Genomic DNA, 24,515 nt, shown 5'->3' with positions numbered 1-24,515 from the left:
CGTTCGACGGTGCATGATGGGGTATGCCGGTTCCCGTTGCCAGTGCCCTTGAGGGGCGGCAGTTGCTGCGCGACAGCGTGTTCGTGCGAATTCGCGACGCCATCATCGACGGGACCCTCGAGCCGGGAGAGCGACTGGTCGACGGCGAGCTCAGTGCCTGGCTCGGCGTCAGCCGGACCCCGATCCGGGAAGCACTCGCGCGCCTCGACGCGGCGGGCCTGGTCGAGACGAGGCCCGGCCGGTACACGATCGTCAGCCCGATCGACCCGCGTACCCTCGCCGACGCGCAGGCGGTGACGGCAGCGATGAACGAGCTTGCGGCGCGCACGGCCGTACCGCTGCTCACCGCCGACGATCTGGCCGGCATGCGGGCGGCCAACGCCGCGTTCGCCGAGGCATTGGCGGCGGGAGACGTCGTCGCTGCCGTCGCGGCCGATGACGCATTCCATCGGATTCTCGTCGACCGTGCGGGGAACGCGGCGGTTCGCACCGTGCTCGATCAGTACACGCCGGTGCTCAGGCGGGTGGAGCGCATCCGGTTCGCCTCGCTGCGCGGACGCGATTCGGTGGCTCAGCATGCCCGGATCATCACCTTCGCCGAGGCCGGTGACGCGGACGCCGCCGCGACCGAGACCCGGAAGAACTGGATGACCCTGGACGCGCACGCCTCCGACGGCTGATCGCCGAGGGTCGACTTCGACTGCGTCAACGACATTTTCGCTGACGACGTGCCACATGGCGCCCCCTTCATGGCCGTGGCTCACCGGGCCCGGTTGGGCGGCGCTTCGACCGACGGGCAAGCGATATGCAATATATCGCGGCGTACCGACGGCAGGCAACCACCGCCGATGCAGTCGAGTCGAATGACTGCATCGCGACCGATCCGGGCTCGGCGCTTCGGCAGTCGGATGACTGATTCCCCCAGCCGCCACGGGCACCAGAGTGGTCCGTGCGGGCCGAAGGCGCCGATGGACTGCCGTGTCCGTCGCCAGCTTGCCCGAGACCACGTCCCGGTCGAAATCCAAGGAGATCAATGAGATTCACATCCCTGTTGACGACGATGACCGCCGGCGCGGTGCTGGCGCTCTCGGCCTGCGGCGGCGCATCGGCCGAGCAACCGGGCTCGCCCGACCAGCCCGCCCCGGCGGCCAAGCCCACCGTGGTGCTGGTCCACGGGGCGTTCGCCGATTCCTCGAGCTGGAACGGCGTGGTCGCGAGCCTGAAACGGGACGGCTACCCGGTGATCGCTGCGGCGAACCCGCTGCGCGGGCTGCATGACGATGCGGCCTATGTCGCCGCTGTCCTGAAGAGTGTGCCAGGTCCGGTCGTGCTGGCCGGCCACTCGTACGGCGGATCGGTCATGAGCGAGGCCGCCGCGGGCAACCCCAATGTCAAGGCTCTGGTGTACATCGCCAGCTTCATCCTGGAACCGGGAGAGAGCACCTCCGAGCTGGCCGGCAAGTTCCCCGGTGGACAGCTCGGCCCCGCCCTGCAGACCGTCGCCGCGCCGCTGCCGAGCGGCGGCACGGCCAATGACCTCTACATCAAGCAGGAAGATTTCCAGCGGGTGTTCGCCGCGGACGTGGCACCGGAGGTCACCGAGCTGATGGCGGCGACCCAGCGGCCCATCACCGAGGACGCCCTGAACGAGCCGGCCAGTAAAGCCGCGTGGAAGAACATCCCGTCGTGGAACATGGTCACCACCGCCGACCTCGCGATTCCCGCCGAGTCGATGCGCTTCATGGGTGACCGGGCGACGTCACACTCGGTGGAGATCGACGCGTCCCACGCCGTGACGGTCTCCCACCCCGACGCCGTCGCCGAGCTGATCGGTCAGGCCGCTCGCGCCACCGCCTCGTGACCACGGGCCAATCCGTGGGTGCGGACATCACAGCCCTTGCGGCGGAACGCTGGGCGGGCGCCCGTGACGCCCGGCTGTCCGAGGTGATGCGGGCGCTGGTGCGCCACCTGCATGCCATGGCGCGCGAGGTGCGGCTCACCGAGTCCGAATGGAAGACCGCGATGTCCTGGCTCGCCCGCACCGGACAGATCAGTGACGCCAAGCGCGCGGAGTTCATCCTGGCCTCCGATGTCCTGGGACTGTCGATGCTCGTCGTCGAGATGAATCACCGCCGCGACCCCGGAGCGACCCCGCCGACGGTCCTCGGGCCGTTCCACGTCGCGGGCTCCCCCCAACTGGAGTACGGCGCGAACATGGCCGAGGGGTCGAGTGGGACTCCGCTCTACATCACCGGCGTGATCCGCGACCTCCACGACCAGCCCGTCGGCGGGGCGGTGCTCGACGTGTGGCAGGCCGACGCCCACGGCATCTACGAGGGACAGCTCCCCGACGGGGACGCGCGCCTGCGTGCGAAGTACACCTCGCAACCCGGCGGGGGCTACTGCGTGCGAACCATCGCACCGCGCGGCTACTCGATACCGATGGACGGCCCGGTCGGCGAGCTGATCTCGCGCGCCGGTATCAGCCGCCACCGCCCGGCTCACGTGCATTTCCTGATCACCGCCCCGGGTTACGAGCCGCTGATCACCCATCTGTTCGAGGCGGGCGCACCGTACCTCGACACCGATGCCGTGTACGGCACCAAGGCCGAGCTGGTGGTCGAGTTCGAACGCCGCCCGGCAGGCCCGACACCCGACGGGCGGACGTCCGACGAGCCGTGGCTGCTCGCAACATACGACTTCGTGCTCCAGCCGCAGCGCTGGACGATGGTGTGAAGACGACTGGAAGTGATTGGCAGATGACAGAATTCGCCGAGTTTGACTATGTAGTGGTCGGCGCCGGATCGGCCGGGTGTGTGATCGCCGCCCGGCTGTCGGAGGATCCCACAACCCGGGTGCTGCTGCTGGAGTCCGGGCCCGCCGACACCCGGTCTGAGATCTCCGCGCCACCCGCCTGGCCGGCGCTGTGGGGCACCGAGGTCGACTACTCCTACGACACGGTCCCACAGGCCGGCACCGCCGGACACGCCCACAACTGGCCCCGTGGCCACACACTCGGGGGCAGCAGCAGCATCAACGCAATGGTGTACTTGCGCGGCCACCCGAACGATTTCGACGGGTGGGCCAAATCGGGTTGTGTTGGTTGGGATTACGAGTCGGTACTGCCCTATTTCCGGCGCATCGAGACGGTACCGGCCGCCGATCCGCACTACCGTGGCACCGCCGGTCCGATGACCCCGGCGCCGGCCACCGCCGACGTGGCCAATCCGTTGTCGCAGGTGTTCCTCGACGCTGCGGCCGCGGCCGGGTTCCCATCGACCGACGACTTCAACGGCAGCCGAGCCGAGGGCGCCGGCTGGCACGACCTGTCGATCTCCGGCGGTACCCGGCAGAGCACCGCCACCGCCTATCTGCACCCGGTGCGCGGCAGGGCAAACCTGACGGTCATGACGGATTCCCGCGTGCACGCGCTGAGATTCGCGGGGACGCACTGTACGGGAGTCGATTTCGTACACGACGGTCGAAAAACGACCGTCCACGCCGCCGCGGAGGTGGTGATCAGTGCCGGTGCCGTGGATTCACCACGACTGCTCCTGCTGTCGGGCGTCGGACCCGCCGCGGAACTCCGCGCCACCGGCGTCGAGGTTGTCCACGACCTGCCCGGGGTCGGACGCAACCTGCACGACCATCCGCTATGCGGCGTCGTCTACGAAGCGGCGCAACCGATTCCGGCCGCGAAGACGAACCACGCCGAGGTGTCGCTGCTGTGGCGCAGCGACGCCTCGCTGGCCGGCCCGGACATGCAGCTGATGTTCATCCACGTGCCGTTCCATCCCCCACACCTGGCGGCACCACCGAACAGCTTCACACTGGCGGTCGCGACGGTGCCGGATGCGCGCGGTTCGATCCGGCTGGCGGGACCGGATCCGGAGACCCCGCCGTTGATCGACCCGAACTATCTGGGCGTGGAGTCGGACGTGCGGCGCATGGTCCACGGGATCGAGGTAGCGCGCGAGATCGCCGCCGACGAGGCCTTCGCCCCCTGGCGAGCGCGCGAAGTGCTGCCGGGCGCCGACGCCGCCGACGAGGCGGCTTTGCGGGGCTTCCTGGCTCACGGCACCAGCACCTACTACCACCCGGTCGGCACGTGCGCGATGGGCATCGGGCCCGATGCCGTGGTCGGACCGGATCTGCGGGTGCACGGGCTGACCGGTGTACGGGTTGCCGATGCATCGATCATGCCGCGGATCATGCCCGTGAACACGAACGCCGCGGCCATCATGATCGGCGAGAAGGCGGCCGCGATGATCCGCTGACCGTCAGCCCAGCCGGATCACGTACGTCCCGTCCTCGTCCCGCTCGATCTCACTGTCCGCGCTGCTCACCCACACCGGCGACTCGGCGCGGCTGCCCAGGAAGGCGTTGCGGATCGAGCCGCCGGGCTGCAGGTGCACGTTCCACTCGTCACCGGTGGCGAAGATGCTCACCACCTCCTCACCGTCCGCGTTGCGGATCGAGAGCATCGACCCGTTGGCCGTCTGCTCGTCGTCCTCCTCCTCGGCGATCAGGTCGGCCAGTTCGTCATCGGGTTCACGGTGATCGTCAAACACCGGCCCACCGTACCGACGCGGGGTGACACCGCACCGCCCCGACTGACCTACCCCGTCATCGGAAACGAATGGTGCTCGTGCACGATCAGCCATTCGCCGTCGACCTTGCGCAGCCCCACCGTCATCCGCAGCCGGATGTCCGGGTTCTTCGCGAAATCCTCGGCACGCCCGCACTTCGCCAGCCCGTAGGCGAAGGCGACGTCCGCACCGGCCACGATGTTCAGTTCGACGATCTCGAAAACTGCTCCGCCACGGAGGAATTCGAAGAACGGCGGCCAGGTGTCGCGGTACGCCGGCACCCCTCGGACACCGTCATACGGTGGCGGCACGTCGAACTGCACGAAGTCATCGGAGTGCGCCGCGACGACGGTCTCCACGTCACAGGCCTTGATGCCGTCGACCCACCGGGTGATCACGTCTCGAACGTCGGCTTCCGCGCTCACGGAATTCTCCTTTCCACACCGGTATCGACCGGCGTGGGACGCAGAAGTCATCGCCGTCAGTCGATCTCCGGCAACGCCACCCCGACCGCCAGCTCCGCGTACTGCCGCATCAACCGCAGCGCGGTCGTCCGGCTGAAGTCCGGGTCCCGCGCGACGATGCGGTAGCCGAAGTAGTCCTCCATCCCCATGATCGTCATGGCGATATCGCGCGCCGGATGCCGCAGGACGAACACGCCCTGCTGCGCGCCGGCGGTCAACAGGTCGGCGTACAGCCCCACCTGCCGGTGATAGATGCCCTGCACATCGCGACGTTGGTCCAGTTCGAAGCCGGCCGAGAGCACCGCCCGCCAGATCGCGCGCCACTCGGCGTCCTCGGGCCCGGTGGGCAAGCCGGCGGCCATGGTCAGCATCAGCTGCTCGCACACATCACCCGATGAGCGCTGCAGCTCCAGGCGCTCGTCGTAGAACCGGACGTCGGAGCGCAGCGCCAGCTCCGAGAGCAGCTGCGTCATGTCCTTGAAGTAGTAGCGCACCGCATTGGTGGTCAGCCCGAGCTCGTCGGCGACATCGGACAGCTTGAGGGTGGCCAGGTCGTGGCGCTCGATGAGCGTGATCGCTGCGTCCATGATGTCGTGACGCCGTTCCACCTGCTTGTTCGGCCGTGCCATGACACCAATCTTGCCCGTTCTGTTGCGTGACGCCGCACACAGGCGCATAGTTCTTTTCCAATCAGGAAAAAAACTATTGATGAAGCGAGCGGAACCAATGCGTGCCAGAGATCTCGGTGTCGTCATCGGGGAACACCCCACCGGCCCCCTCAACGCCATCACCGACGTCGCCGGCGTGCGGGTCGGGCACACCACGCTGCAGGGCGAGGGCATCAACACCGGCGTCACCATGATCGTCCCGCACGACGACATCTGGACCGAGCCGGTGTTCGCCGGGGCGCACCGGCTCAACGGCAGCGGCGAGCTCACCGGTCTCGAATGGATCCGTGAGTCCGGCGAGCTCACCACCGCCATCGGTCTGACCAACACGCACAGCGTCGGCGTGGTGCGCGACGAGTTGGTGGCCGCCCAGGTCCGCGCTCGCGGCGAGGGCCTGTACTGGTCACTGCCCGTCGTCGGCGAGACCTATGACGGATTGCTCAACGACATCAACGGCTTCCACGTCCGGCCCGAACACGCCCGCTCCGCCCTGGAGAACGCCTCCACCGACGCCCCGGCCGAGGGCACCGTCGGGGGCGGCACCGGCATGATCTGTCACGGATTCAAAGGGGGCATCGGCACCGCGTCGCGCACCACCGAGACGGCCGCCGGCACATACACCGTCGGTGTGCTGGTGCAGGCCAATCACGGTCGGCGCGAACGACTTCGGATCAATGGGGTGCCGGTCGGCGAGCTGATCGGACCGAACGAGGTACCGCTGCCGGACCTGCCGCGCCAGTACGAGCCGGGCTCCGGGTCGATCATCGTCATCGTCGCCACCGACGCCCCCCTGCTCCCCCATCAATGCACCCGGTTGGCCCAGCGCGCGACACTGGCCGTCGGCCGCCTCGGCGGCACCGGCGAACAGTACAGCGGTGACCTGATGCTGGCCTTCGCCACCGGCAACCGCGGCATCCCGCCGTACGCATGGGATGAGGACGCTGCCACCCCGCGCCCGGAGATCCCGCTGCGGATGGTCGCGCCGCAGCTGATGACCCGTTTGTTCGACCTGACGATCGAGGCCACCGAGGAGGCCATCGTCAACGCCATGGTCGCGGCCACCACCGTCACCGGACGCAACGGTTTCACCGCCCACGCCATCGACCACGACCTGCTACGTCAAGTACTGTCTCCCAACACCTCTCGACCCCAGGAGGCCTCATGACCACCACACCCAGCACGGCCGAGCGGCGACGCCTGACCGGGCACCTGGGGCCCGTCGGGATCGTCTTCATGGTGGTCGCGGCGGCGGCACCGCTGACGGTGATCGGCGGCAACATGCCGTTGGCCATGGGACTGGGCAACGGCGCAGGCGCACCCATGGGCTTCGTGATCGCCGCGCTGGTGCTGCTGCTGTTCAGCGTCGGGTTCGTGACCATGACGCCGCACGTCCCCGAGGCGGGCGCCTTCTTCTCCTACGTGACCGTCGGCCTCGGCGAACGGATGGGCAAGGGCATCGCCGTCGTCGCGCTGATCGCCTACACCGCCATCCAGATCGGCATCTACGGCTACATCGGCTGGGCCATCTCCGACACGGTAGCCCACTACCACGGCCCGTCGATCCCTTGGCCGGTCTACTCTTTCGCCGTGCTGGCCATCGTCGCGGTACTCGGTTACCGGCACATCGAACTGAGCGCCAAAGTCCTCGGGGTGGCGCTGGCGTGCGAGATCGGCATCGTCGTGCTGCTCGACATCGTGATGGTGGCCAAGCCCAGCCCGGCCGGAATCACGTTCACCTCCTTCGACCCGGCCACGTTCACAAACGGCACCATCGGCATCGCAATCCTTTTCGCCCTGACCGGATTCATCGGATTCGAGGCGACCGCGGTGTTCCGGGACGAGGCGCGCGATCCGGAGCGCACCATCCCGCGGGCCACCTACGCCGCCGTCATCATCATCGGCGCCTTCTACGCAATCACGGTGTGGTCCTTCGTCGTTGCCCTCGGCCCGGACCAGGTGACCGGCGTGGCGCAGCGCACCCTCGCCGGTGAGGGCAACATGCTGCTGGATACCACCGGCGATATGCTGGGCACCGTCGGCCGCGACGTCGTCAACGTGCTGCTGCTGACCAGCCTCTTCGCCTGTGTGCTGTCCTTCCACAACGTGATCGCGCGCTACCAGTTCGTGCTGGCCGGCAAGGGGCTGCTGCCCGCGCGGCTGGCCCAGGTGCACGGCAGCCACCACTCGCCGTCGTTCTCCTCGGTGGTGCAAACCGGCACGGCCGCAATCATTGTCGCCGTACTGGCGGTGCTCGGCATCGATCCGCTGGTCGGGGTGTTCGGGTCGATGGCCGGTGTCGCCACCGTCGGCATGGTGCTGCTGATGCTCACCACGTCCATCGCCGTGCTGGTGTTCTTCCTGCGCAACCGCGACCGCACGCACGGGCTGTGGTCGACGCGGATCGCGCCCGGCCTGGCCGTTCTCGGCCTGCTCGGCAGCCTGTGGCTGGTGCTGTCGAACTTCACCCTGGTGACCGGGGGCAGCCCGACGCTGAGCACCATCCTGGCCGCGATCCCGTTCGCCGGGTTGGTCATCGGCTTCCTGGCGTGGCGGCCGTCGCGGTCACTGTCGGCATCGGGCGGTCACGACTCCGCGGCCGCCACCACCTCACCGTAGCGCTGCAGGTACAACGGCCAGCCGGCCTCGCCGCCGACCCCGTCGGCCACCGAGTGCCAACCGTCACCGTGCCGTTCGAGGTGGCGGTGCTCCAACTCCACCCGGGTGCGCCCGTCCGGTTCGGCGGTGAAGCGCACCTCCACCTCGCTGGTCTTCGCCGGGTCGGACTCCACCTGCCAGGTCGGTCCGATATCCCAGGAGAACACCACCCGATGGGGCGGCTGGTACTCGAGTACCCGCGCCCACAGACACCTGCTGCCGTCCACACCGACGTCGTAGATGTGTCCACCCACGCGCGGCTCGAAAACGGTCTCGGCGATGGGCACCGCCAATAGGTTGTGCTCCCTCGGTTTGATGGCGTCGAACTTGCCGACGAACAAGGCGAACGCCCGTTCCAGCGGCGCCTTGACCACCACGCTCTTGCGGATCGGTTCCACTGTCATGATCACTCCCCTTCGTCGGCTATCGCCTTGAACGCGGCCATCGCCTTGTCCCAGAACACATTCAGCTCGGCGCGCAGCGCATTCACACCGCGCGGATCGACGTGGTACAGGCGCCGCGTCCCCACCCGGCGGTCGGCGACCAGGCCGGCGCACCGCAACACCTTGAGATGCTGCGAGACGGCCGGCCGGCTCACCGGTAACCCCTCGGCGATCTCCCCCACCGCCATCGGCCCGTCGGCCAGGCGCTTGAAGATCGTCCGGCGGGTGCCGTCGGCGAGGGCTGACCAGGGATCGGCCACTCCGTAAGTCGTCACTAACGGTAAGTTACCACTTACCCTCCGGTCCGCCAAGACCCCTCGGACTACCGGCTAGCCGGAAGTGCAAGTTGCCAGCTAGCCGTGGCGATTCCTCCAGCAAGCCGGCGTTTGATCGAAGTACCCGAAAGGAACAGGAGACCACCATGAAGACCCGGATCGCATTCGCAGCCCCCCTGCTGGCCGTCGGCCTGGCCGCCGGTTTCGTCGCCCTGGCACCCGCCGGCGAAACCATCGCGGTCGCCGCCGGCCCCACTTCCACCGCGTCGTGGCAGAAGAACACCCCCATCTCGGCCGACACCGGAGCGCCGCTGGGCGACGCGAAGGCCGGCACCGACCCGCTCATCCCGTACGGCACCGATCCCCAACCGCCCGTCACCACCGGCTACGTCAACCGCAACCACGACGAGGGCATCACCTCCAACGGCGAGGTCGACCTGCCGTTCTGAACACTCCCGAACGCTTGTGGTCCAGCGGTCACCGAAGACCGCTGGACCACAAACATGTGAACCTCATATCTTTCGCGAGGCGCGCGTCACACCCACCACGAATCGAATATGTGTTGTCTATGAGTGCATTTCACATACTTTGCGGCGATACGAACGGCGGGTAGACAGGAGTCAGGCGCGGCGCACGACCCACGGCCGCGACACCTTCCCCAACAGCTGCGCACGGTGCGGCTGTCCCGAAAGAGAGGTTTCTCATGTCGTTCAAGCGATTTGCCGTCCCCGTTCTCGCCGCAGCCGGTATCGCCCTGGGGCTGTCCGGCGCCCCCACCGCACTCGCGGCCGGGAACGACCCGTGCACCGTTGCGGTGTCGACGTCGCGATGCCTGGGCCCGCAGGGCATCGGCGGCTTCTCCGTTCCGGAGTCCGGCACCGGCGGCGTGATGAACGGACCCTACGGTGCCTGGGGTGCGCTTCCGCCGCTGGGCTGATACCTAGCCGGCGGCCAGTAGCGTCCGCAGGTCGGAGCACCGGGCCGGATCCAGCGGCAGCAGCGGCGGTCGGGGATCACCGACACCGCGGCCGAGCAGGTCCAGCCCGGCCTTCACCGTGGTGGGCAGGCCGCCGTCGACGATGAAGTGCAACAGCGGGGCCAGCTCGTCATAGATCGACTGGGCCGCCGCAGTGTCGCCGGCGCGGACCGCCCCGTAGAGGTCCAGGCAGGGTTGCGGTCGCAGGTTGGGCGCCGCGGTGCACCACCCGGCCGCCCCGGCCGTCAGGGCCTGCAGCACAAGCGGATTGCTGCCGTTGTAGAACGGCAGCGCACCACCGGTCAGTTCGGCAAGCCGCAGCATCCGGGTGAGATCACCGGTGGATTCCTTGACCATGGTGACGTTGTCGATCTCGGTGAACATTCGCACCAGTAGTTCCGGCGTCATGTCGATGCCGCTGGTGGCCGGGTTGTTGTACGCCATGATCGGCAGGTCGACGGCGGCCGCGACCGCCGCGTAATGGGCCACGATCTCACGGTCGGTGAGCTTCCAATACGACACCGGCAGGATCATCAGCGCGTCCGCACCGGCCCGTTGGGCGTACCGGGCCCGACGCACCGTGTTGGCAGTGGTGAGATCCGAGGCGCCGACGACGACGGGCACACGCTTGGCGACGGCGGCGACCGTGCCCTCGACGACGGCGTCGAACTCTGGTTCGGTCAGGTATGCCGATTCGCCGGTGCTGCCGAGCGGCGCGATGGCATGCACCCCAGCCTCGACCAGCCGGTCGACGAGTGCCGCGAGCTTATCGGTGTCGATGCCGGCGCCGTCTGCGGTGAACGGCGTGACGGGGTAGGCGATGATTCCGTGCAGGGCTGGTGTTGTCATAGTTTTCCTCTCAATTGTCCAGGGCATCAGGGTGTTTCGCCAGAGCTCTGCGCGCGTAGTAGGCGAAGTTGGCCTGGCTGCGTTTCGGGGTGAGCGTCCAGTCGTGCGCTTCCCGCGCCAGCCGCTCCGGCAGTGGAGCGATGGCGCCTGCCGCCATCGCGGTCAGCTGGAGCTTGGCCGCCCGCTCGATGAGCATGCCGAGTGAGCAGGCTTCCTCGATGCTGGCACCGGCAACGACGTGGCCGTGATGAGCGAGCAGGATCGCCTTCTTGTCCCCCAGTGCTGCAGAGATGATCTCGCCTTCCTCGTTGCCCACCGGAACCCCCGGCCAGTCGGGCAGGAACGCGCAATCGTCGTAAAGCGGCGCGATGTCCATCTGGGACACCACCAGCGGAACCTCAAGCATGGACAGCGCGGCCACGTGGAACGGGTGCGTGTGCACGATGCAGTTCACATCCGGCCGGGCCCGGTAGATCCAGGTGTGGAACCTGTTGGCCGGATTGGCGATTCCCTTACCGTCCAGCACGTTGAGGTCTTCGTCGACCAACAGCAGATTGCCCGCGGTGATCTCGTCGAATCCGAGGCCGAGGCGCTGCGTGTAGTAGGTGCCCGGCTCGTCGGCCCGCGCGGTGATCTGCCCGGCGAGCCCCGAGTCGTGCCCCGCGTCGAACAACGCCCGGCAGGTCAGCGCGAGCTTTTCCCGCGCGGTCAGTGTGGAATCGGCGACATCGCGGCTGAGCTCATCGTGAGCTCGGCGCATCAGATCGTCCTTCGAGTCCTGCAAGGTGGAAGCCAAAGCCCGTCTCCTCTCCATCGGAATGACACAGAGGAAACGATAGGACACTTTGTGTCATATCGTCAATGGCGTAGACTGCACCGCATGGTGGCCCTCCTGCGTGCCGTACGGACGCAACACGGCATGACACTGGATGACCTCGCGGCCGCGACCGGCCTCACCAAGAGCTATCTGTCCAAGGTCGAGCGGGGCCAGAGCACACCGTCCATCGCGGCCGCACTGAAGATTGCGCGCGCACTCGATGTCGATGTGGCACAGCTGTTCTCCGACGATGCAGCGGCATCCTCGATCACCGTCGAACGGGCGGTGACCGGCAGTGCCGACCGGCACCATCCCGTCGCGGCAGCCATGCTCGGCAAGGCCATGTCACCGTTCGTGGTGCGGCCCGGGCGTCAGTTCGCCGGTCATCCACATCCCAGCCATCCCGGCCAGGAGTTCCTGTTCGTCCACGCTGGGCAGGCCGAACTCAGCTACCACGGCGACATCGTCACACTGGCCCAAGGTGACTGTGCGTACATCGACGCCTCGGTGCCGCACAAGTTGCGTCAGCTCGGCGATCAGCCGGCCGTGGTGATCGTGGTGGCCTACGACGAGCCTCGGGCGGCGCGGCGCTGAGACGACGTCGGTTCACATCTTGTGCAACGTGATCGGCATCTGGATCACCAACGGCTTGTTGATACCGCATGCACCGCTGACACCGACGGTGCGTTCGTAACCTTGCAGGGTCGTCACGTTGCTCTGGTCGAGCTGACCGTTGGCATCGGTACCGAAGAATTGGAAACGCTGCCGTCCCGGCGCGAGACTGCCGTCCGGGCATGGCTCCCAGTCGGGGATATCGCGGTCCACGATCCAGCGACTTCCCCGGTAGACCAGGGGCGCGGTCCAGCCCTGGTCACTGCTCACCGTGCCGGTGCACGTTTGCGAGTCGGCACACGACGAGCGCAACGTCCAGGTCGAAATGACGACCTTCTCGTCCATATAGACCTCGTTGGTCTTGGCCCACTCACCGTTGGACACCACCCGATAGGTGCCGTTGAGCTCGAAGCCGAACTCGGCGTGGGCCTGCGGCATCATCGACAGTCCACACCACAGCACCGATAGCGCGGCCACCGCGATCTTGCGCATATGTCCTTCCACGACACGTGCTCTGCCGGCGGTCCGCGACCGCCGGCAGATCACGTTGTACCGCTAGGCGTCCTGCTGCGCCTGATGTGCCGCATCCGGATCCGGCAACGACTGCACATCACCGTCGACACTGGAGGTGATGGTGCCGGTCAACGACTGCTGGAACGCGTTGATGTTCGCGTCGGCCGTCAGATACCCGGTGTGGGCTCCGGTGACGGTGATATCGGCCAGGTAGTGCACCGTCGTCTGGCTGGCGTTGTAGTCGGCAGATTCGGTGCCGTTGAGGATCATCCCCAGTTCGTTCACGTAATCGGTATACGTGACGGTGCGGATGGTGCGCGTGGCATCGTTGGGGTCCACCGTCTCGGTGACCACCGCCGTACCACCGTTCACCCCGGCATAGGTCCCGGTGGCCGGCAGTGGCGTGGTGGCGGCGACGTAGCTGCCGAGGGCCGGCGCCCACGAATCCGAGCTCGGGGTCGACCGATCGGCCGCCACCGGACCGACACTGGTGGTGTACTTCAGGTTCGCGATGACCAGTCGGGACACCGTCGGATCGGTGACGCTGGACTCCCAGAACGTAACGGCGTCGCCGGTGGGATTCCAACTGGGCATGCTGCGCGCGGTGTAGCCGTCACCGGTATCGAACAGCGGAACACCGTTCTCCCGGTTCAACTCGTCGCCGACGGCGACAATCCACTCCTGATTGGAGACGTTGATCGGAAGTGCGTACGCGTCGTACACCGGCGCGCCGACGTAGACCGGCAGGAAGTTCTGCCGGATGATCTGCGTCATCGGCGTCAGCGCGTTCAACCCGCGGGTGCTGCCGATGGCGATCCACTGCATGTTGGGTGAGTAGTCCATGTCCTCGTCGTAATCGAGGTTGGCCGTCACCCTGGTGACCTTGCCGGTGGCCAGGTCGACCTCGATATCGTCGACGTTGCCGGCGTCGAACTGGCCGCCGAGGATCACCACGCCCTTGCCGTCCGGTGTCCACTGCTTGCCTTCACCGGTGGGGTACACCACCCGCTCATTGGTCACCGTGTAACCGGTGTCCGTGCGGGTCAGCGTCCCGACGATCGGCAGCGCCTGCAGAAGGCCGTTGGGACCCAGCACGATTCTGGTGTACAGCGCATGGGTGCCGTCCGGTGAGATCCGCATCTCGCGTTGTCGGTCGAGGATCGTGCCGCCGCCGGCTTGTGTGGTGATGGACAGCAGCTGCGGCCCGTTCACCCCGGTTTCCAGCATGGAGTACCGCGGCGACTGCCCGGCGACGTTCACCAGCACCAGCACCCGCCCCGAACCATCCTCGACGGGAACGGGTTTGGCCAGGTTGCCGGTCTCGCTGACGGTGACACCGCAGGTGACACATTGCAGGCCCGTGCCGTCGGTGTTGATCTGGTAGATCTCCGAGCGGCCCCCGGCGGTCGGCTGGCCGGCGAAGAAGATGGACTTACCGTCGGCCGAGTAGCGCGGGTTGGCCGGGCTGGCGATGGTGTCGGGCAGGTCGAGAATCACCCGCTGGACTTCGGGGTTGAGCACCGACACGTCGATACCCACCTTGGCGCTGTGCGGGCTGAACAGGCCCAGCAGGTTGAACTTGCCGTCGGTCACCGACACCGAGAACGAATCGGTCTGCACCTCGGTGTAATTGATGTCGTTCGGTGTGTAGGTGAAGTTTCCGGTGGCCTGATCGATCGACAGGGTGCCGTACTTCGGCCCCTGGGTCACCTTGTAGGTCAGAGCGTCACCCTCGGCGTCCGTGGCGCCGATGTTGCCGGTCACCGTCTGACCGGTCTGCACCGTGGTGGTGGGGTTGTAGGCGATGGTGGGGGCCTGATTGAAGACGTTGCGACGCACCCAGGCCAGTACCGCCCACACCGCTGGGGTGAACGGGTCGGGAGTGTTGGGCACCGGCTTGAGGAACGGATTCAGCAGGTTGGTCACCACATTGTTGAGGAAGCCGACCAAACCCGTTGCCGGCGAGACGACCTGAGCCGTCACGGCGGCCGGCACCGCCGCAGTGGCCGGCGTGGCCGCAGCCGGGGCGACCTGCACCGCCTGGGTCGCCGGCGCCACCGCTGCCGCGGCCACGGCGGCGGTCTTGGTGGTGACGTTTGTGCTGACGGCGGCGGCGGTGCTCACCGTGGCCTGTGCCGAGGTCTTCGCGACGGCGGTGGTCGTCTCGGTATGCGTCGATTTGGACGAAGACTTGGTGGTCGTGCTCGATGTGGTGGAGCTCGGCGTCTCGTCGGTGTGGTTGTCGGACGTGTCGTCTTTCGGAGTCGTCGACGAGCCGCTGGTATGAGCCCCGCCGCTGCTGCTGACGATCACGCCGGAGCCCACCTCGGTGCTCGACGAGGTTGATCCCGAGGTGGTTCCCGATGTCGTTCCGGTGGTTCCCGTGCTGCCCGTCGCGCCGGTGCCACCGGACACCTCGGTGCCACCGGTCGTTCCGGTGCTGACCGCCGCCCCGGACGTACCCGTGCTCCCGGACGACGACGCGGCACCCGAGGTGTCGCCGGACGACGTCGAGGAACTCGACGCGGTCGACCCGCTCGAATCCGTCGATCCGCCGGTGGTGTCCGCGACGGCCACCCCGTGGCCGGTCGCTACCGCGGTGACCAGCCAGGCCGCCACCGCCAGGCCGCCATAACCGCCGATCTTCGCGGCGCGCTGACATGTTCGGAGGGCAGGCACGTCAGGCGGATCTGCAGCAAACAGGGGGTTGACACGAGAACTGGTACTGGCCATGGGCTTTGGCTCCGTTGCCGTTGGGTTGATTCCTATTCAGTTGGTTATTCAGTTGGAGGGGGAAGGGGTTACTTGAGCATGCTTCCGGCGTCGACGGTCACGGGAAGACCGGTCACATAACGCGATTCGTCGGAGGCCAGGAACAGGACGGCGTTGCTGATGTCCACCGGCTCGACCCAGCCGACGGGCAACACGTGCATGAACTGTGCGGCCACCTTGAGGTCATCGGGGCCCGGGTTCTCCAGATCGGGACGGAACAGCTTCATGGTGCCCTCGTTCATGAACAGCGGGGTGTTCACGTTGGTCGGGTGCACCGAGTTCACCCGGATCGAGTGCTGGCCGAGTTCGACGGCGAAGGTCCGCATCAGCCCGACCACACCGTGTTTGGCGGCGATGTAGTGCCCGGTGTGCGGGTACGCCTTCAGGCCGCCCACCGAACTGGTCAGGATGATCGATCCGCCTTGCCCCTGCGAGATGAGATGCGGCACGGCGGCTTTCACCGTCTTCCAGACGCCGGACAGGTTGACGTCGATCATGTCCGTCCAGTCCGCTTCACTGGTCTGGTCCAGGGTCTGTCCGCCATTGCCGATACCGGCATTGGCGCAGATGATGTCGAGCCGGCCCAGCTGCTCCACTCCGCTGTCCACCGCGGCCTTCACGGCGTCGTAGTCACGCACGTCCACCTCCGCCGTGACGATGCGCCGGTTCAGTTGCTTGACCAGATCGGCCGTCTGGGCGAGGTCGTCGCGGGTGGCCGGTTCGATCTGTGGATTGCTGCTCACCGGACCGCAGATGTCGACCGCGATGATGTCGGCGCCCTCTTCGGCGAGTCGCACCGCGTGACTGCGCCCTTGCCCACGCGCCGCGCCGGTGATGAATGCGACCTTGCCCTCTACCCGTCCCGCCATGGGGTCACCTCACTGTTCGGGTTCTTGCGGCCGCCACAGAGGGGGGCGGTCCGATCCGTCGATCAGATTTTGTCGATCGATCAGGAACCATGACACGGAGGCGACGCACTGTCAACCAAAAAGCTTCGACCGGGACCGCACGCAGCCCGAGCACCGCGGCCGGCCGAGGCCGGCGCGCCGTTCAGTCGCGCACGACTTCCGACGGCCTGGACAGCAGGTCGATCTGTCGGTCGATGAACGCGCGCAACTCGTCGTGGCCCTGGGTCACGCCCACCGCGTTCTCGTTACCGACACTGCGGGCGATCTGCGCGACGATCATCGAGATCACCACCGGTGGGTAGTCGTTGAGATCCACCCCGTTGGCCCGCAGCACCAGGGTGACGGCCGCGGTCTCGATATCGCGGACCCGCTCCGAGTAGGCCTTGAGCTCGGCGCCAATGGCCTTGCGGTGGTTGGCCAAAGCCATGAACTCGGTGCTCAGCACGGTCTGTCGGGGGTCACTGTTGATGCGCCACAGCGCGCGCAGCGGATCGTCGTCGAGCAGCACGGCGCGCATCTGTTCCAGCGCCACCTCCGCACCGGCCCGCAGCACCTCGATGAACAGGTCGTCCATCGTCGGAAAGTAGTAGTAGACCAGCGCCTGCTTGACGCCGGCCTTGGCCGCGACCCGTCGCGACGTGGCGGCCGCGTAGCCCTCGTCGTGCATGATCTGCACGGTCGCCTCGATCAGGCGCTGCCGAGCCCCGCCGTCATCGGCCTTCGATCTGGGTGCCGATGCCATCACCGAACCGGCCCGCGAATGCTTGACCGGCGATCACGCCGCGTGGTAGGCATACGGCAGTCTAACATTTTGGTCAGTCGATCAGTTTCCGCCGCACCCCCCGGGGCCGCGGCGGCAAGGAGGTACGACCGTGCAACCCCAGTCCACGCCGACCACGAGCCGCCGGCTCCGGGTCGACCCGAAACTGTGCGAAGCGCACGCACTCTGTATCGAACTGGCCCCCCAGGTCTTCGATCTCGGCGACGACATCGCCACCTGCACCCCCGAGATCGGTCGATCACATTGGGACAGTGTGGAAGCCGCCATCGCAGCATGTCCCCGTCAAGCCATCAGCTGGATCTAGCCCGGAAGGCCCGCACCATGACCGACCTCGCCGACGTCGACTACTTCACCAACGCCGAGATCGCCCAGGACCCGTACGCGTACTGGGACCACCTGCGTAACCTCGGCCCGGTGGTGCGCGAGCCGCACTACGGTGTGGTCGCGGTGACCGGATACCAGGAAGTCCAGGCGGCCTTCAAGGACGTCGATGCGTTTTCCGCCGTCAATGCCATCGGGGGTCCGTTCCCGCCGCTGCCGTTCACGCCGGAAGGCGACGACATCAGCGAGCTGATCGAGGCGCACCGGCACGAATTCCCGATCTTCGAGCACATGGTGGTGATGGACCCCCCGGAGCACGAGAAGGCACGCTCCCTGCTCGGCCGGCTGCTGACACCGCGCCGGCTGCAGGAGAACGAGGACTACATCTGGACCCTGGCCGACCGGCAGTTCGACGAGTTCATCGCGAACGGCCAGTGCGAATTCCTCGGCGAGTACGGCAAGCCGTTCGCCACCCTGGCCATCGCCGACCTGCTGGGCGTCCCCGAGGCGGATCGTCCCGAGATCCGGCGCAACCTCGGCGCCGGCAACGCCCCGGGTTCGCGGGTGGGCGCCCTGGACCACGAGCCGGTGGGATCGAATCCGCTGCAATACCTCGACGATCTGTTCAGCACGTATATCGCCGATCGCCGGGAGAACCCGCGCGAGGATGTGCTGACCGGCCTGGCGACGGCCACCTATCCCGACGGTTCCGTCCCGCCGCTGCTGGAGGTGGTCCGCCCGGCGACGTTCCTGTTCGCCGCCGGGCAAGAGACGGTGACCAAGCTGCTCAGCTCGGCCGTGCGGGTGCTCGGCGATCAGCCCGAACTACAGGAGCGGCTGCGAGCCGACCGTGAGCTGATCCCGTCGTTCATCGAGGAAGCGCTGCGCCTGGAGAGCCCGACGAAGGTGGACTTCCGGCTGGCACGCAAGTCCACCACCCTGGGCGGGGTGCCGATCAAGGCCGGCACCGTGATCATGCTGTGCCTGGGCGCCGCGAACCGGGATCCGCGCAAATTCGAGGACCCCGACGAATTCCGCATCGACCGCAAGAACGTGCGTGAACACATCACGTTCGGCCGCGGCATCCACACCTGCGCCGGCGCTCCCCTGGCCCGCGTCGAGGGCCGGGTCACCATCAACCGGCTGCTGGACCGGATGCGCGACATCCGGATCAGCGAGGCCAAACACGGTGCGCCGGGGCACCGTAACTATGCCTACGAGCCGACGTTCCTGCTGCGCGGGCTGACCGAGTTGCACATCGAGTTCACCGAGGTGTCCGGCGCGTGAGTGGGCCGTCCCCGCAGACCGGTACGGTCTACGCGCAACCCTGAGCGACGGCCTGCCGGGCGTCCGCCGCCTCGGCGGCCCGCCCCCAGCGCCCGGCCAGCGTCGCGCAGGTGATGAGCTGGATCTGGTGAAAGATCATCAGCGGCAACACGATCAGCCCCACCGGATGACCGGCGAAAAGCACCGTCGCCATCGGCAGCCCGGTGGCCAGGCTCTTCTTGGACCCGCAGAAGATCACCACGATGCGGTCGGCCCGGTTGAACCGCAGCAGCCGGGCCAGCCCCGCCGTCACGCCGAGCACCACCGCCAGCAACAGCGCGCACACCCCCACCACCGCCAGCAGGTGCACTGCGGTCATGCCGGCCCAGATGTGCTCGGTCATGCCGGCGCTGAACGCCGCGTACACCACCAGGTACACCGAGCCGCGGTCGACCACCTTGGTCAGCGTGGTGTGCGCCAGCACCCGATGCAGCTTGGGCCGCAACAACTGTCCGACGATGAACGGCAGCAGCAGCTGGACGACGATCTCCAGGATCTGCCGCGGCGAGACGGTGGCGGCACCCGTGGTCTGCATCAGCAGCGTCACCAGCACCGGGGTGACGAAGATGCCCAGCATGTTCGACGCCGAGGCACTCACCACGGCCGCCGCCACATTGCCGCGCGCGATCGAGGTGAATGCGATGGAGGACTGCACGGTGGACGGCAGCAGGCACAGATACAGCACGCCGGTGTAGAGGTCGTCGGTCAGCACCGAGGGCACCAGCAGCTTGAGCGCCAAGCCCAGCACCGGGAACAGCACATAGGTGCAGGCGAGGACCGTGGTGTGCAGCCGCCAGTGCCGCAACCCGTGCAGCGCCTCGCGCGGTTCCAGTCGGGTGCCGTAGAGCAGGAACAGCACGGCGATGGCGATCTTGGTGGCCCAGTCCAGTACATCGGCGGCCGCCCCGCCGGCGGGCAGCAGCAGCCCGATCGCCATGGCAGCGAACAATCCGAGGAGGAAGCCGTCGATCCGGAGTTTGGCCAGCAAGGTCACCGCTCCACGGTAGGAGCCACTCGACTCATTGCGAAAGGCGATGCGCTGGATATCTCTGATCACGTAGCGTGATGAATATGTTGGATCCCGAGCAGTTGCGCACCTTCCTGGCCGTCGAGCGGGCGGGTGGTTTCACCGCGGCCGGGCGGGTGCTCGGCTTGCGGCAGTCCACCGTCAGCGGGCACATCGCCCGCCTGGAACAGGCGGTGGGCCGCGAACTGTTCCGCCGGGACACCCGCAATCTGGCCCTCACCGCCGACGGTGCCGCCATGGTGGGCTTCGCACGCAACATCCTGGACGCCCAGGCGCAGGCCGACCGGTATTTCTCGGAGTCCCGCCTGACCGGTTTCATCCGGCTGGGCGCCTCCGACGACCTGGTCACCCTGGACCTGCCGGATGTGCTCGTCGAGTTCCAGCGCTCCTATCCGGCCGTCGACCTGGAACTCGTCGTCGGGCTCAGCGAGAACCTCAAGGTGCGGATGGCCGCCGGCGAGCTGGACATGATGGTGGCCAAGCGGTTACCGGGCGAGCAGCACGGCGAATTGCTGTGGCAGGACCGGTTGGTGTGGGCCGGCCGAGCCGGTTTGGCCGGCGTCGGTGACCCGGTGCCGGTGGTGACCTATCCCCCGCCCAGCCTGACCCGGCACATGGCGTTGCGGGCGCTGGAACGCGAACACCGCAGCTGGCGCATCGCCTGTGTCAGCGACAGTCAACTGGGCCTGCAGGCGGCGGTGCTGGCCGGGCTCGGCGTCGTGCCGCACGCCGAAACCCTTCTGCCACAAGGCCTCTACCCCGTCGACGACGGGCTGCCGGAATTGGGCGAACTGGAGTTCGTGCTGGTGTGCCGGCGCAGCGCGCTGTCCGAGCCCGAGCAGGCGTTGCGCGACGCGATCGTCGCCAACGCCCGCCGGATGCACCGGTGACGGATCAGAAGACGCGGATCCAGTCGATCAGCATTTCGGCCGGGTAGTTGCCACCCGCCGGCTCACGCCCACCCGAGCCGCCGACGGCGATGTTGAACACCGGGGCCAGCGTGTAGCCGGGATCGTTGAACGGCCAGTCCTCCAGCGAGTTGGCCGGAACCGTGAAATACGGCTCCATACCCGGCGCGTAGTCCTTCCAGAAGTACATGCCGGTCGGCAGCCACGTCATCCGCCAGGTGTGCCAGGCACTGTCGATCGGGTGCGGATCCGTCGCGAACGAGGTGCCGTCCAGCCGGGCGTGCACCGTGCTGCCCGACGGCCAGTCCCGGTTGCCGTACCACTCGACCAGGTCCACCTCGCCGCCGCGCACCGGATCATCGTTGAGCAGCCAGAAGGCGGGCCAGGCACCGTCGGTGAGGCAGTTGAGCTTGACCCGGGCCTCCCACGTGGTCCCGATGGCACCGCGCCAGTTGCCGATGATCTTGGCACTGGCGTAGCGCTCCTGGATGTTGTTACCGGGCCCACGGGTGGCGCGGATGACCAGATTGCCCTTGCCGTCCTGGAACACGTGCTCCTGGTCGGTGACGTAGCGGCCCATGTTGTAGGGCTTGTCCCACTCGACGGGGTTCCGGATGGTCTCGCGCGCCGGGACGATGAACCAGTCCGCCGGGTTGGGCGGTGCGCCTGCGGGACCGTTGAACTCGTCGCGCCACAGGAAAGCCGGTTCGGCCGCGGCGGGGGTCGGGGCGGGCGCACCCGGCGCTGCCGGCCCGGGGACCGGACCAGGCCCCAGATCTCCTGGGAGCGGCTCCGCGTGGGCCGTCTGAGTGGGCAGCACGGCGGCGGCCGCACCCAGACCAATCATCATCATGACGCTGCGACGATCCATCTCAGGCACAGCAGAACCTTAGACGATGCAAGTGACGATGGTGATTCAGCCTGTGTTTGCGCGCCGTTAACGTGCGGCAACACCTCAGCCGGTCTCGGCGTTCTGCGCTTCGTACAGGCGTTTGTACAGACCGCCCTCGGCCATGAGCGCGCGGTGATCTCCCGACTGCACGATCCTGCCGTCCTCCAGCACCAGGATCCGATCGGCGACGGCGGCGATGAAATCCATGTCGTGGCTGATCACCATGCACGTGCGGTCCCGCGCGTAGCCGCGGATCACCCCGGTCAGCCGGGCCCGCTGATCGGCGTCGAGGTTCTCCGTCGGCTCGTCGAGGAGCAACACTTCCGGGCGGCGCAACAGGCAACGCGCCAGTGCGATGAGCCGCTTCTGCCCGCCGGAGGGCACCTGGACGTCGATCACCGTGTCGTAGCCGTCGTGCATCTTGACCGGGTCGGTGATGACCGAGTGGATGTGCGCCTGGACGCAGGCCGCCTCGATCTCAGCGTCGGTGGCCGCCGGCCGAGCCAGGCGGATGTTCTCGCGGATGGTGTCCTTGGTGAAGAACGGGAACTGGGCCAGTTTGGAAACCTGCTCGCGCAGCGAGGCGACGGTGACGCCGGAGATGTCGTGCCCGTCGAGCAGAATCCGCCCGCGCTGCGGGTCCAGGAACCGCAACAGCAGGTTGAACACCGTGGACTTGCCGGATCCGATGCCGCCGACCAGGGCGACGGTCTCGCCTTCGGCGACGCTGAACGTGAGGCCGTCCAGCACCGCATGCTGGGGCGTATAGCCGAACGTGACGTCCTCGAACACCAGGTTGCCCTGTACCGCACCGAGTTCGGCCGCGCCGGGCATCTCGACGACCGAGGGCCGCGTGTCGAGCAGTTCGTAGGTCGAGGCGGCGTTGGGCGCGACGGATTTGTAGGTCGTGTAGGCGCCCATCACCCGTTGCGCCGCACCGAACATCGTCGGCACCATGCCCGCGAACACCAGCAGCCCGGCGAAGGTCAAACCGAAGCTGGCGCTGAACCCGATGCCCACCAGCAACACCACCACGGTGCTCAGCGCCACGAAGATCTGAGAACCGTTGGCAGTGGCCTGCATCCACGCCACCGACGAGGCGCCGGCTTTCGCGGCGTTCTCGGACACCTCGTGAAAGCGCTTGCTGCGCAACGACTGGGCGTTGAACATCTGGATCTCGGAGATCCCGCTGACCGTCTGCTCCAACTCGGTGGACATGGCCCGGTCGGCGGTCATCTCCTTGCGGACCGCCGCCTGCACATGCGCTCCCGCGAAGCGCAACGTGAACAGCGCCAGCGGTGTGAGCACCAGCGCGGCAATGGTCATCTGCCAGCACAGGATCATCAGATAACTCACGGCGACCAACAGCACGATGGTGTCGATGAGGGGCGGGATGAGACATCCGGTCAACAGTCGTTGCACCCCGGCCGATTCGGTGGTGACCCGCTGGATCAGCTCACCGGTGCGCGAGCGGGCGAAGAAGTCCATCGACAGTGTCTGGAGATGGTCGTGCACCCGCTGCCGGATGTCCACCACCAGGATCTGCTCGACCTTCGCCCCGACCCAGCCGTTGACGAAGTACATGAACTGGGTCAGCACCAGTGACACCGCCCAGGTGGCCAGCAGCACCGCGAACGGAACCGATCCCGCCACCGAGTGCAGCAACCCGTCCTCGCGGGCCACCATGGGGCCCCGCATATTCCACACGTCGCTGAGATTTCCGCCGTTTCCGGCGTCGGCGACCACCTGCATCATCGGGCCGAACGCCGCGGCCGACAGGTACGGCAGCGCGGAGGCGATCACGCCGAGCAACAGGGAGATCACGATGAGGCCGCGCACCGCGCGCAGCATGCCGAGGCTGCGCCAGATCAGGCGGGATGTATTGACTCGAGCGTCGGACACGCGATCAGGATGCGCGATGTTCGGCTTTCGCGCGCCACAAACGCGATCAGCGGGGGTACACCTCGTTGCCGGTGGGATAACCACCGCCGGTGGTGGTGATGTGCACGTGGTCGTAGTGGCCGTAGCCGCCGCGTTGCGCGCCGCCCGGGGTGTAGTAGACGCCGCGCCAGATGGCGTCCTGGATGCCGAACCGAACCGCGTTCTTCAGCACGTAGGACACGATCTCGTTCCCGAGCGCGATGCCCGACGCCGAGCCGGCGTCCGGGATCATGACGTCCAATGCCAGGCCGTCGGGATGCCAGCGCAGCGCGTCGGGGCGCACCCCGCCGATGCTGTGGATCTCCGGGAAGGTTGCGGTGACGGCGCGTGAGGTCAGGATGGTGCGCACCTGCAGGCCACGTTCGGGGGCCAGGCCGACCGGCAGCAACAGCGGCCGGGTGTCCACCCGCCACCGTGAGGCCACACCGGTCGGCGCGGCGGCAAAGTTCGCTGCCGGCTGTACGACGGTGGGCGCCGAGGAGAAGGCGGCCGGGGCGGCCACGATCTCCAGCCCGTACGGGGCGCTGTCGGCGACCGTGACGACATCACCCAGCACGGGCGGGGCGGGCCGTTGAGCCGTCAGGGGATGCACGTCACCGGCGGTGGCGGCCAGGATGGCGGCGGGAACGACGAGCGCAGCCACGGCAGCCGAGGGGGAAACAGCACGCCGCTTCTTGGCCAATGCGTGTCGGCTCACCGACAGCACATTACGACCGAGACGAGGCATACGCAGCAACTTCCGATATCTCACCGTGCACTTGTTGTTACAAGTTCGTGA

Annotated in this window: 29 protein-coding genes; 14 read left to right on the top strand and 15 right to left on the bottom strand. The window is 67.4% G+C overall.

What is annotated here, in order from left to right; translation table 11 throughout:
* The first annotated feature begins 23 nt into the window (after positions 1-23).
* The 4 genes from BN977_RS19960 (at position 24) to BN977_RS19945 (ending at position 4,277) form a co-directional block, all read left to right on the top strand.
* A complete protein-coding gene (locus BN977_RS19960; protein ID WP_024455250.1) occupies positions 24-680 on the top strand; it encodes a GntR family transcriptional regulator in 657 nt (218 codons plus the stop codon).
* Between the two features lie 353 nt (positions 681-1,033).
* Positions 1,034-1,861 carry an alpha/beta fold hydrolase gene (locus BN977_RS19955; RefSeq protein WP_084172630.1) on the top strand — a complete coding sequence of 276 codons (828 nt, stop codon included), beginning with the start codon at positions 1,034-1,036 and terminating at the stop codon, positions 1,859-1,861.
* Between the two features lie 14 nt (positions 1,862-1,875).
* Positions 1,876-2,736: a dioxygenase family protein gene (locus BN977_RS19950; protein WP_036404004.1), complete on the top strand. Its 861-nt coding sequence runs from the start codon at positions 1,876-1,878 to the stop codon at positions 2,734-2,736.
* Between the two features lie 23 nt (positions 2,737-2,759).
* Positions 2,760-4,277, top strand: coding sequence for a GMC family oxidoreductase (locus BN977_RS19945; RefSeq protein ID WP_036400909.1), 1,518 nt, complete (start codon positions 2,760-2,762; stop codon positions 4,275-4,277).
* A 3-nt stretch (positions 4,278-4,280) separates the two neighbouring features.
* On the opposite strand, the gene BN977_RS19940 is transcribed toward BN977_RS19945, so the two are convergent.
* From BN977_RS19940 to BN977_RS19930, 3 genes are read right to left on the bottom strand one after another with little or no spacing between them, the layout of a single operon-like run.
* The gene (locus BN977_RS19940) at positions 4,281-4,571 is read right to left on the bottom strand and encodes a hypothetical protein (RefSeq protein WP_036400906.1); all 291 of its coding nucleotides are present in this window, start codon (positions 4,569-4,571) and stop codon (positions 4,281-4,283) included.
* Positions 4,572-4,618: 47 nt separating this feature from the next.
* Entirely contained in the window at positions 4,619-5,014 is a 396-nt protein-coding gene (locus BN977_RS19935) for a YybH family protein (RefSeq protein ID WP_036400903.1), read from the bottom strand.
* Positions 5,015-5,070: 56 nt separating this feature from the next.
* Positions 5,071-5,682: a TetR family transcriptional regulator gene (locus BN977_RS19930; RefSeq protein ID WP_109790252.1), complete on the bottom strand. Its 612-nt coding sequence runs from the start codon at positions 5,680-5,682 to the stop codon at positions 5,071-5,073.
* 97 nt (positions 5,683-5,779) lie between these two features.
* Between BN977_RS19930 and BN977_RS19925 the strand changes: the two genes are divergently transcribed.
* Positions 5,780-6,886 (top strand): DmpA family aminopeptidase, encoded by a 1,107-nt coding sequence (locus BN977_RS19925; protein WP_036400899.1) that lies wholly within the window; start codon positions 5,780-5,782, stop codon positions 6,884-6,886.
* Positions 6,883-8,337, top strand: coding sequence for an APC family permease (locus BN977_RS19920; RefSeq protein ID WP_051561731.1), 1,455 nt, complete (start codon positions 6,883-6,885; stop codon positions 8,335-8,337). The genes BN977_RS19925 and BN977_RS19920 overlap by 4 nt, the downstream gene beginning before the upstream one ends.
* On the opposite strand, the gene BN977_RS19915 is transcribed toward BN977_RS19920, so the two are convergent.
* Together BN977_RS19915 and BN977_RS19910 are read right to left on the bottom strand one after the other, a co-directional pair.
* Positions 8,304-8,780 carry an SRPBCC family protein gene (locus BN977_RS19915; protein WP_036400897.1) on the bottom strand — a complete coding sequence of 159 codons (477 nt, stop codon included), beginning with the start codon at positions 8,778-8,780 and terminating at the stop codon, positions 8,304-8,306. The two genes, BN977_RS19920 and BN977_RS19915, sit on opposite strands and share 34 nt — an antisense overlap.
* Before the next feature lie 2 nt (positions 8,781-8,782).
* On the bottom strand, positions 8,783-9,094 hold the full coding sequence (locus BN977_RS19910) for an ArsR/SmtB family transcription factor (RefSeq protein WP_036400895.1): 312 nt from the start codon (positions 9,092-9,094) through the stop codon (positions 8,783-8,785).
* Positions 9,095-9,240: 146 nt separating this feature from the next.
* Between BN977_RS19910 and BN977_RS19905 the strand changes: the two genes are divergently transcribed.
* Positions 9,241-9,543 carry a hypothetical protein gene (locus tag BN977_RS19905; RefSeq protein WP_024455239.1) on the top strand — a complete coding sequence of 101 codons (303 nt, stop codon included), beginning with the start codon at positions 9,241-9,243 and terminating at the stop codon, positions 9,541-9,543.
* A 254-nt stretch (positions 9,544-9,797) separates the two neighbouring features.
* The gene (locus BN977_RS19900) at positions 9,798-10,031 is read left to right on the top strand and encodes a hypothetical protein (protein WP_024455238.1); all 234 of its coding nucleotides are present in this window, start codon (positions 9,798-9,800) and stop codon (positions 10,029-10,031) included.
* Between the two features lie 3 nt (positions 10,032-10,034).
* Here BN977_RS19900 and BN977_RS19895 read toward each other — a convergent pair whose 3' ends face one another.
* Complete coding sequence (locus BN977_RS19895; protein WP_036400893.1) at positions 10,035-10,919, bottom strand: dihydrodipicolinate synthase family protein; 885 nt, start codon at positions 10,917-10,919, stop codon at positions 10,035-10,037.
* 10 nt (positions 10,920-10,929) lie between these two features.
* Complete coding sequence (locus BN977_RS19890; protein WP_036400890.1) at positions 10,930-11,715, bottom strand: aldolase; 786 nt, start codon at positions 11,713-11,715, stop codon at positions 10,930-10,932.
* 84 nt (positions 11,716-11,799) lie between these two features.
* On the opposite strand from BN977_RS19890, the gene BN977_RS19885 reads away from it, so the two are divergent.
* Positions 11,800-12,330: a helix-turn-helix domain-containing protein gene (locus tag BN977_RS19885; RefSeq protein ID WP_036400887.1), complete on the top strand. Its 531-nt coding sequence runs from the start codon at positions 11,800-11,802 to the stop codon at positions 12,328-12,330.
* 12 nt (positions 12,331-12,342) lie between these two features.
* Here BN977_RS19885 and BN977_RS19880 read toward each other — a convergent pair whose 3' ends face one another.
* Positions 12,343-12,840, bottom strand: a complete 498-nt coding sequence (locus BN977_RS19880; RefSeq protein ID WP_036400885.1) for an Rv2253/PknI dimerization domain-containing protein — start codon at positions 12,838-12,840, stop codon at positions 12,343-12,345.
* A 63-nt stretch (positions 12,841-12,903) separates the two neighbouring features.
* Positions 12,904-14,985, bottom strand: a complete 2,082-nt coding sequence (locus tag BN977_RS19875; RefSeq protein WP_234709644.1) for a cadherin-like domain-containing protein — start codon at positions 14,983-14,985, stop codon at positions 12,904-12,906.
* Here BN977_RS19875 and BN977_RS19870 point away from each other — a divergent pair.
* Positions 14,951-15,148 carry a hypothetical protein gene (locus BN977_RS19870; protein ID WP_131590184.1) on the top strand — a complete coding sequence of 66 codons (198 nt, stop codon included), beginning with the start codon at positions 14,951-14,953 and terminating at the stop codon, positions 15,146-15,148. The genes BN977_RS19875 and BN977_RS19870 overlap by 35 nt on opposite strands.
* A 42-nt stretch (positions 15,149-15,190) precedes the next feature.
* On the top strand, positions 15,191-15,496 hold the full coding sequence (locus BN977_RS32495; RefSeq protein WP_051561727.1) for a hypothetical protein: 306 nt from the start codon (positions 15,191-15,193) through the stop codon (positions 15,494-15,496).
* Between the two features lie 166 nt (positions 15,497-15,662).
* Here the strand turns inward: BN977_RS32495 and BN977_RS19860 are convergent, their stop codons facing one another.
* Complete coding sequence (locus BN977_RS19860) at positions 15,663-16,502, bottom strand: mycofactocin-coupled SDR family oxidoreductase (RefSeq protein WP_024455231.1); 840 nt, start codon at positions 16,500-16,502, stop codon at positions 15,663-15,665.
* Positions 16,503-16,683: 181 nt separating this feature from the next.
* Positions 16,684-17,283 carry a TetR/AcrR family transcriptional regulator gene (locus BN977_RS19855; protein WP_024455230.1) on the bottom strand — a complete coding sequence of 200 codons (600 nt, stop codon included), beginning with the start codon at positions 17,281-17,283 and terminating at the stop codon, positions 16,684-16,686.
* 130 nt (positions 17,284-17,413) lie between these two features.
* Here BN977_RS19855 and BN977_RS19850 point away from each other — a divergent pair, with 130 nt between their 5' ends.
* The gene (locus BN977_RS19850; RefSeq protein ID WP_046872612.1) at positions 17,414-17,626 is read left to right on the top strand and encodes a ferredoxin; all 213 of its coding nucleotides are present in this window, start codon (positions 17,414-17,416) and stop codon (positions 17,624-17,626) included.
* A 17-nt stretch (positions 17,627-17,643) separates the two neighbouring features.
* Positions 17,644-18,930 (top strand): cytochrome P450, encoded by a 1,287-nt coding sequence (locus BN977_RS19845; RefSeq protein WP_036400881.1) that lies wholly within the window; start codon positions 17,644-17,646, stop codon positions 18,928-18,930.
* A gap of 28 nt (positions 18,931-18,958) precedes the next feature.
* Here the strand turns inward: BN977_RS19845 and BN977_RS19840 are convergent, their stop codons facing one another.
* Complete coding sequence (locus BN977_RS19840) at positions 18,959-19,963, bottom strand: bile acid:sodium symporter family protein (protein ID WP_036400879.1); 1,005 nt, start codon at positions 19,961-19,963, stop codon at positions 18,959-18,961.
* Positions 19,964-20,034: 71 nt separating this feature from the next.
* Between BN977_RS19840 and BN977_RS19835 the strand changes: the two genes are divergently transcribed.
* Positions 20,035-20,886, top strand: coding sequence for a LysR family transcriptional regulator (locus tag BN977_RS19835; RefSeq protein WP_036400876.1), 852 nt, complete (start codon positions 20,035-20,037; stop codon positions 20,884-20,886).
* A gap of 4 nt (positions 20,887-20,890) precedes the next feature.
* Here BN977_RS19835 and BN977_RS19830 read toward each other — a convergent pair whose 3' ends face one another.
* From BN977_RS19830 to BN977_RS19820, 3 genes are all read right to left on the bottom strand, one after another.
* Entirely contained in the window at positions 20,891-21,775 is an 885-nt protein-coding gene (locus BN977_RS19830) for a glycoside hydrolase family 16 protein (protein ID WP_024455226.1), read from the bottom strand.
* Between the two features lie 84 nt (positions 21,776-21,859).
* Complete coding sequence (locus tag BN977_RS19825; protein WP_234709643.1) at positions 21,860-23,698, bottom strand: ABC transporter ATP-binding protein; 1,839 nt, start codon at positions 23,696-23,698, stop codon at positions 21,860-21,862.
* A gap of 46 nt (positions 23,699-23,744) precedes the next feature.
* Positions 23,745-24,434: a VldE C-terminal domain-containing protein gene (locus tag BN977_RS19820; protein ID WP_084172735.1), complete on the bottom strand. Its 690-nt coding sequence runs from the start codon at positions 24,432-24,434 to the stop codon at positions 23,745-23,747.
* Between the last annotated feature and the right edge of the window lie 81 nt (positions 24,435-24,515).

The sequence above is a fragment of the Mycolicibacterium cosmeticum genome, assembly GCF_000613185.1.
GTDB lineage: Bacteria > Actinomycetota > Actinomycetes > Mycobacteriales > Mycobacteriaceae > Mycobacterium > Mycobacterium cosmeticum.
Note: the sequence above shows the minus strand (reverse complement) of the source record. Positions and strands in the feature narration are given on the sequence as shown.

Coding starts and splice junctions, on each gene's coding strand:
- BN977_RS19905 (WP_024455239.1), top strand. CDS start 9,241: ATGAAGACCCGGATCGCATTCGCAGCCCCCCTGCTGGCCGTCGGCCTG.
- BN977_RS19830 (WP_024455226.1), bottom strand. CDS start 21,775: ATGGATCGTCGCAGCGTCATGATGATGATTGGTCTGGGTGCGGCCGCC.
- BN977_RS19895 (WP_036400893.1), bottom strand. CDS start 10,919: ATGACAACACCAGCCCTGCACGGAATCATCGCCTACCCCGTCACGCCG.
- BN977_RS19855 (WP_024455230.1), bottom strand. CDS start 17,283: ATGGCATCGGCACCCAGATCGAAGGCCGATGACGGCGGGGCTCGGCAG.
- BN977_RS19835 (WP_036400876.1), top strand. CDS start 20,035: ATGAATATGTTGGATCCCGAGCAGTTGCGCACCTTCCTGGCCGTCGAG.
- BN977_RS19945 (WP_036400909.1), top strand. CDS start 2,760: ATGACAGAATTCGCCGAGTTTGACTATGTAGTGGTCGGCGCCGGATCG.
- BN977_RS19915 (WP_036400897.1), bottom strand. CDS start 8,780: ATGACAGTGGAACCGATCCGCAAGAGCGTGGTGGTCAAGGCGCCGCTG.
- BN977_RS19920 (WP_051561731.1), top strand. CDS start 6,883: ATGACCACCACACCCAGCACGGCCGAGCGGCGACGCCTGACCGGGCAC.
- BN977_RS19860 (WP_024455231.1), bottom strand. CDS start 16,502: ATGGCGGGACGGGTAGAGGGCAAGGTCGCATTCATCACCGGCGCGGCG.
- BN977_RS19960 (WP_024455250.1), top strand. CDS start 24: ATGCCGGTTCCCGTTGCCAGTGCCCTTGAGGGGCGGCAGTTGCTGCGC.
- BN977_RS19885 (WP_036400887.1), top strand. CDS start 11,800: ATGGTGGCCCTCCTGCGTGCCGTACGGACGCAACACGGCATGACACTG.
- BN977_RS19925 (WP_036400899.1), top strand. CDS start 5,780: ATGCGTGCCAGAGATCTCGGTGTCGTCATCGGGGAACACCCCACCGGC.
- BN977_RS19930 (WP_109790252.1), bottom strand. CDS start 5,682: ATGGCACGGCCGAACAAGCAGGTGGAACGGCGTCACGACATCATGGAC.
- BN977_RS19845 (WP_036400881.1), top strand. CDS start 17,644: ATGACCGACCTCGCCGACGTCGACTACTTCACCAACGCCGAGATCGCC.
- BN977_RS19955 (WP_084172630.1), top strand. CDS start 1,034: ATGAGATTCACATCCCTGTTGACGACGATGACCGCCGGCGCGGTGCTG.
- BN977_RS19900 (WP_024455238.1), top strand. CDS start 9,798: ATGTCGTTCAAGCGATTTGCCGTCCCCGTTCTCGCCGCAGCCGGTATC.
- BN977_RS19880 (WP_036400885.1), bottom strand. CDS start 12,840: ATGCGCAAGATCGCGGTGGCCGCGCTATCGGTGCTGTGGTGTGGACTG.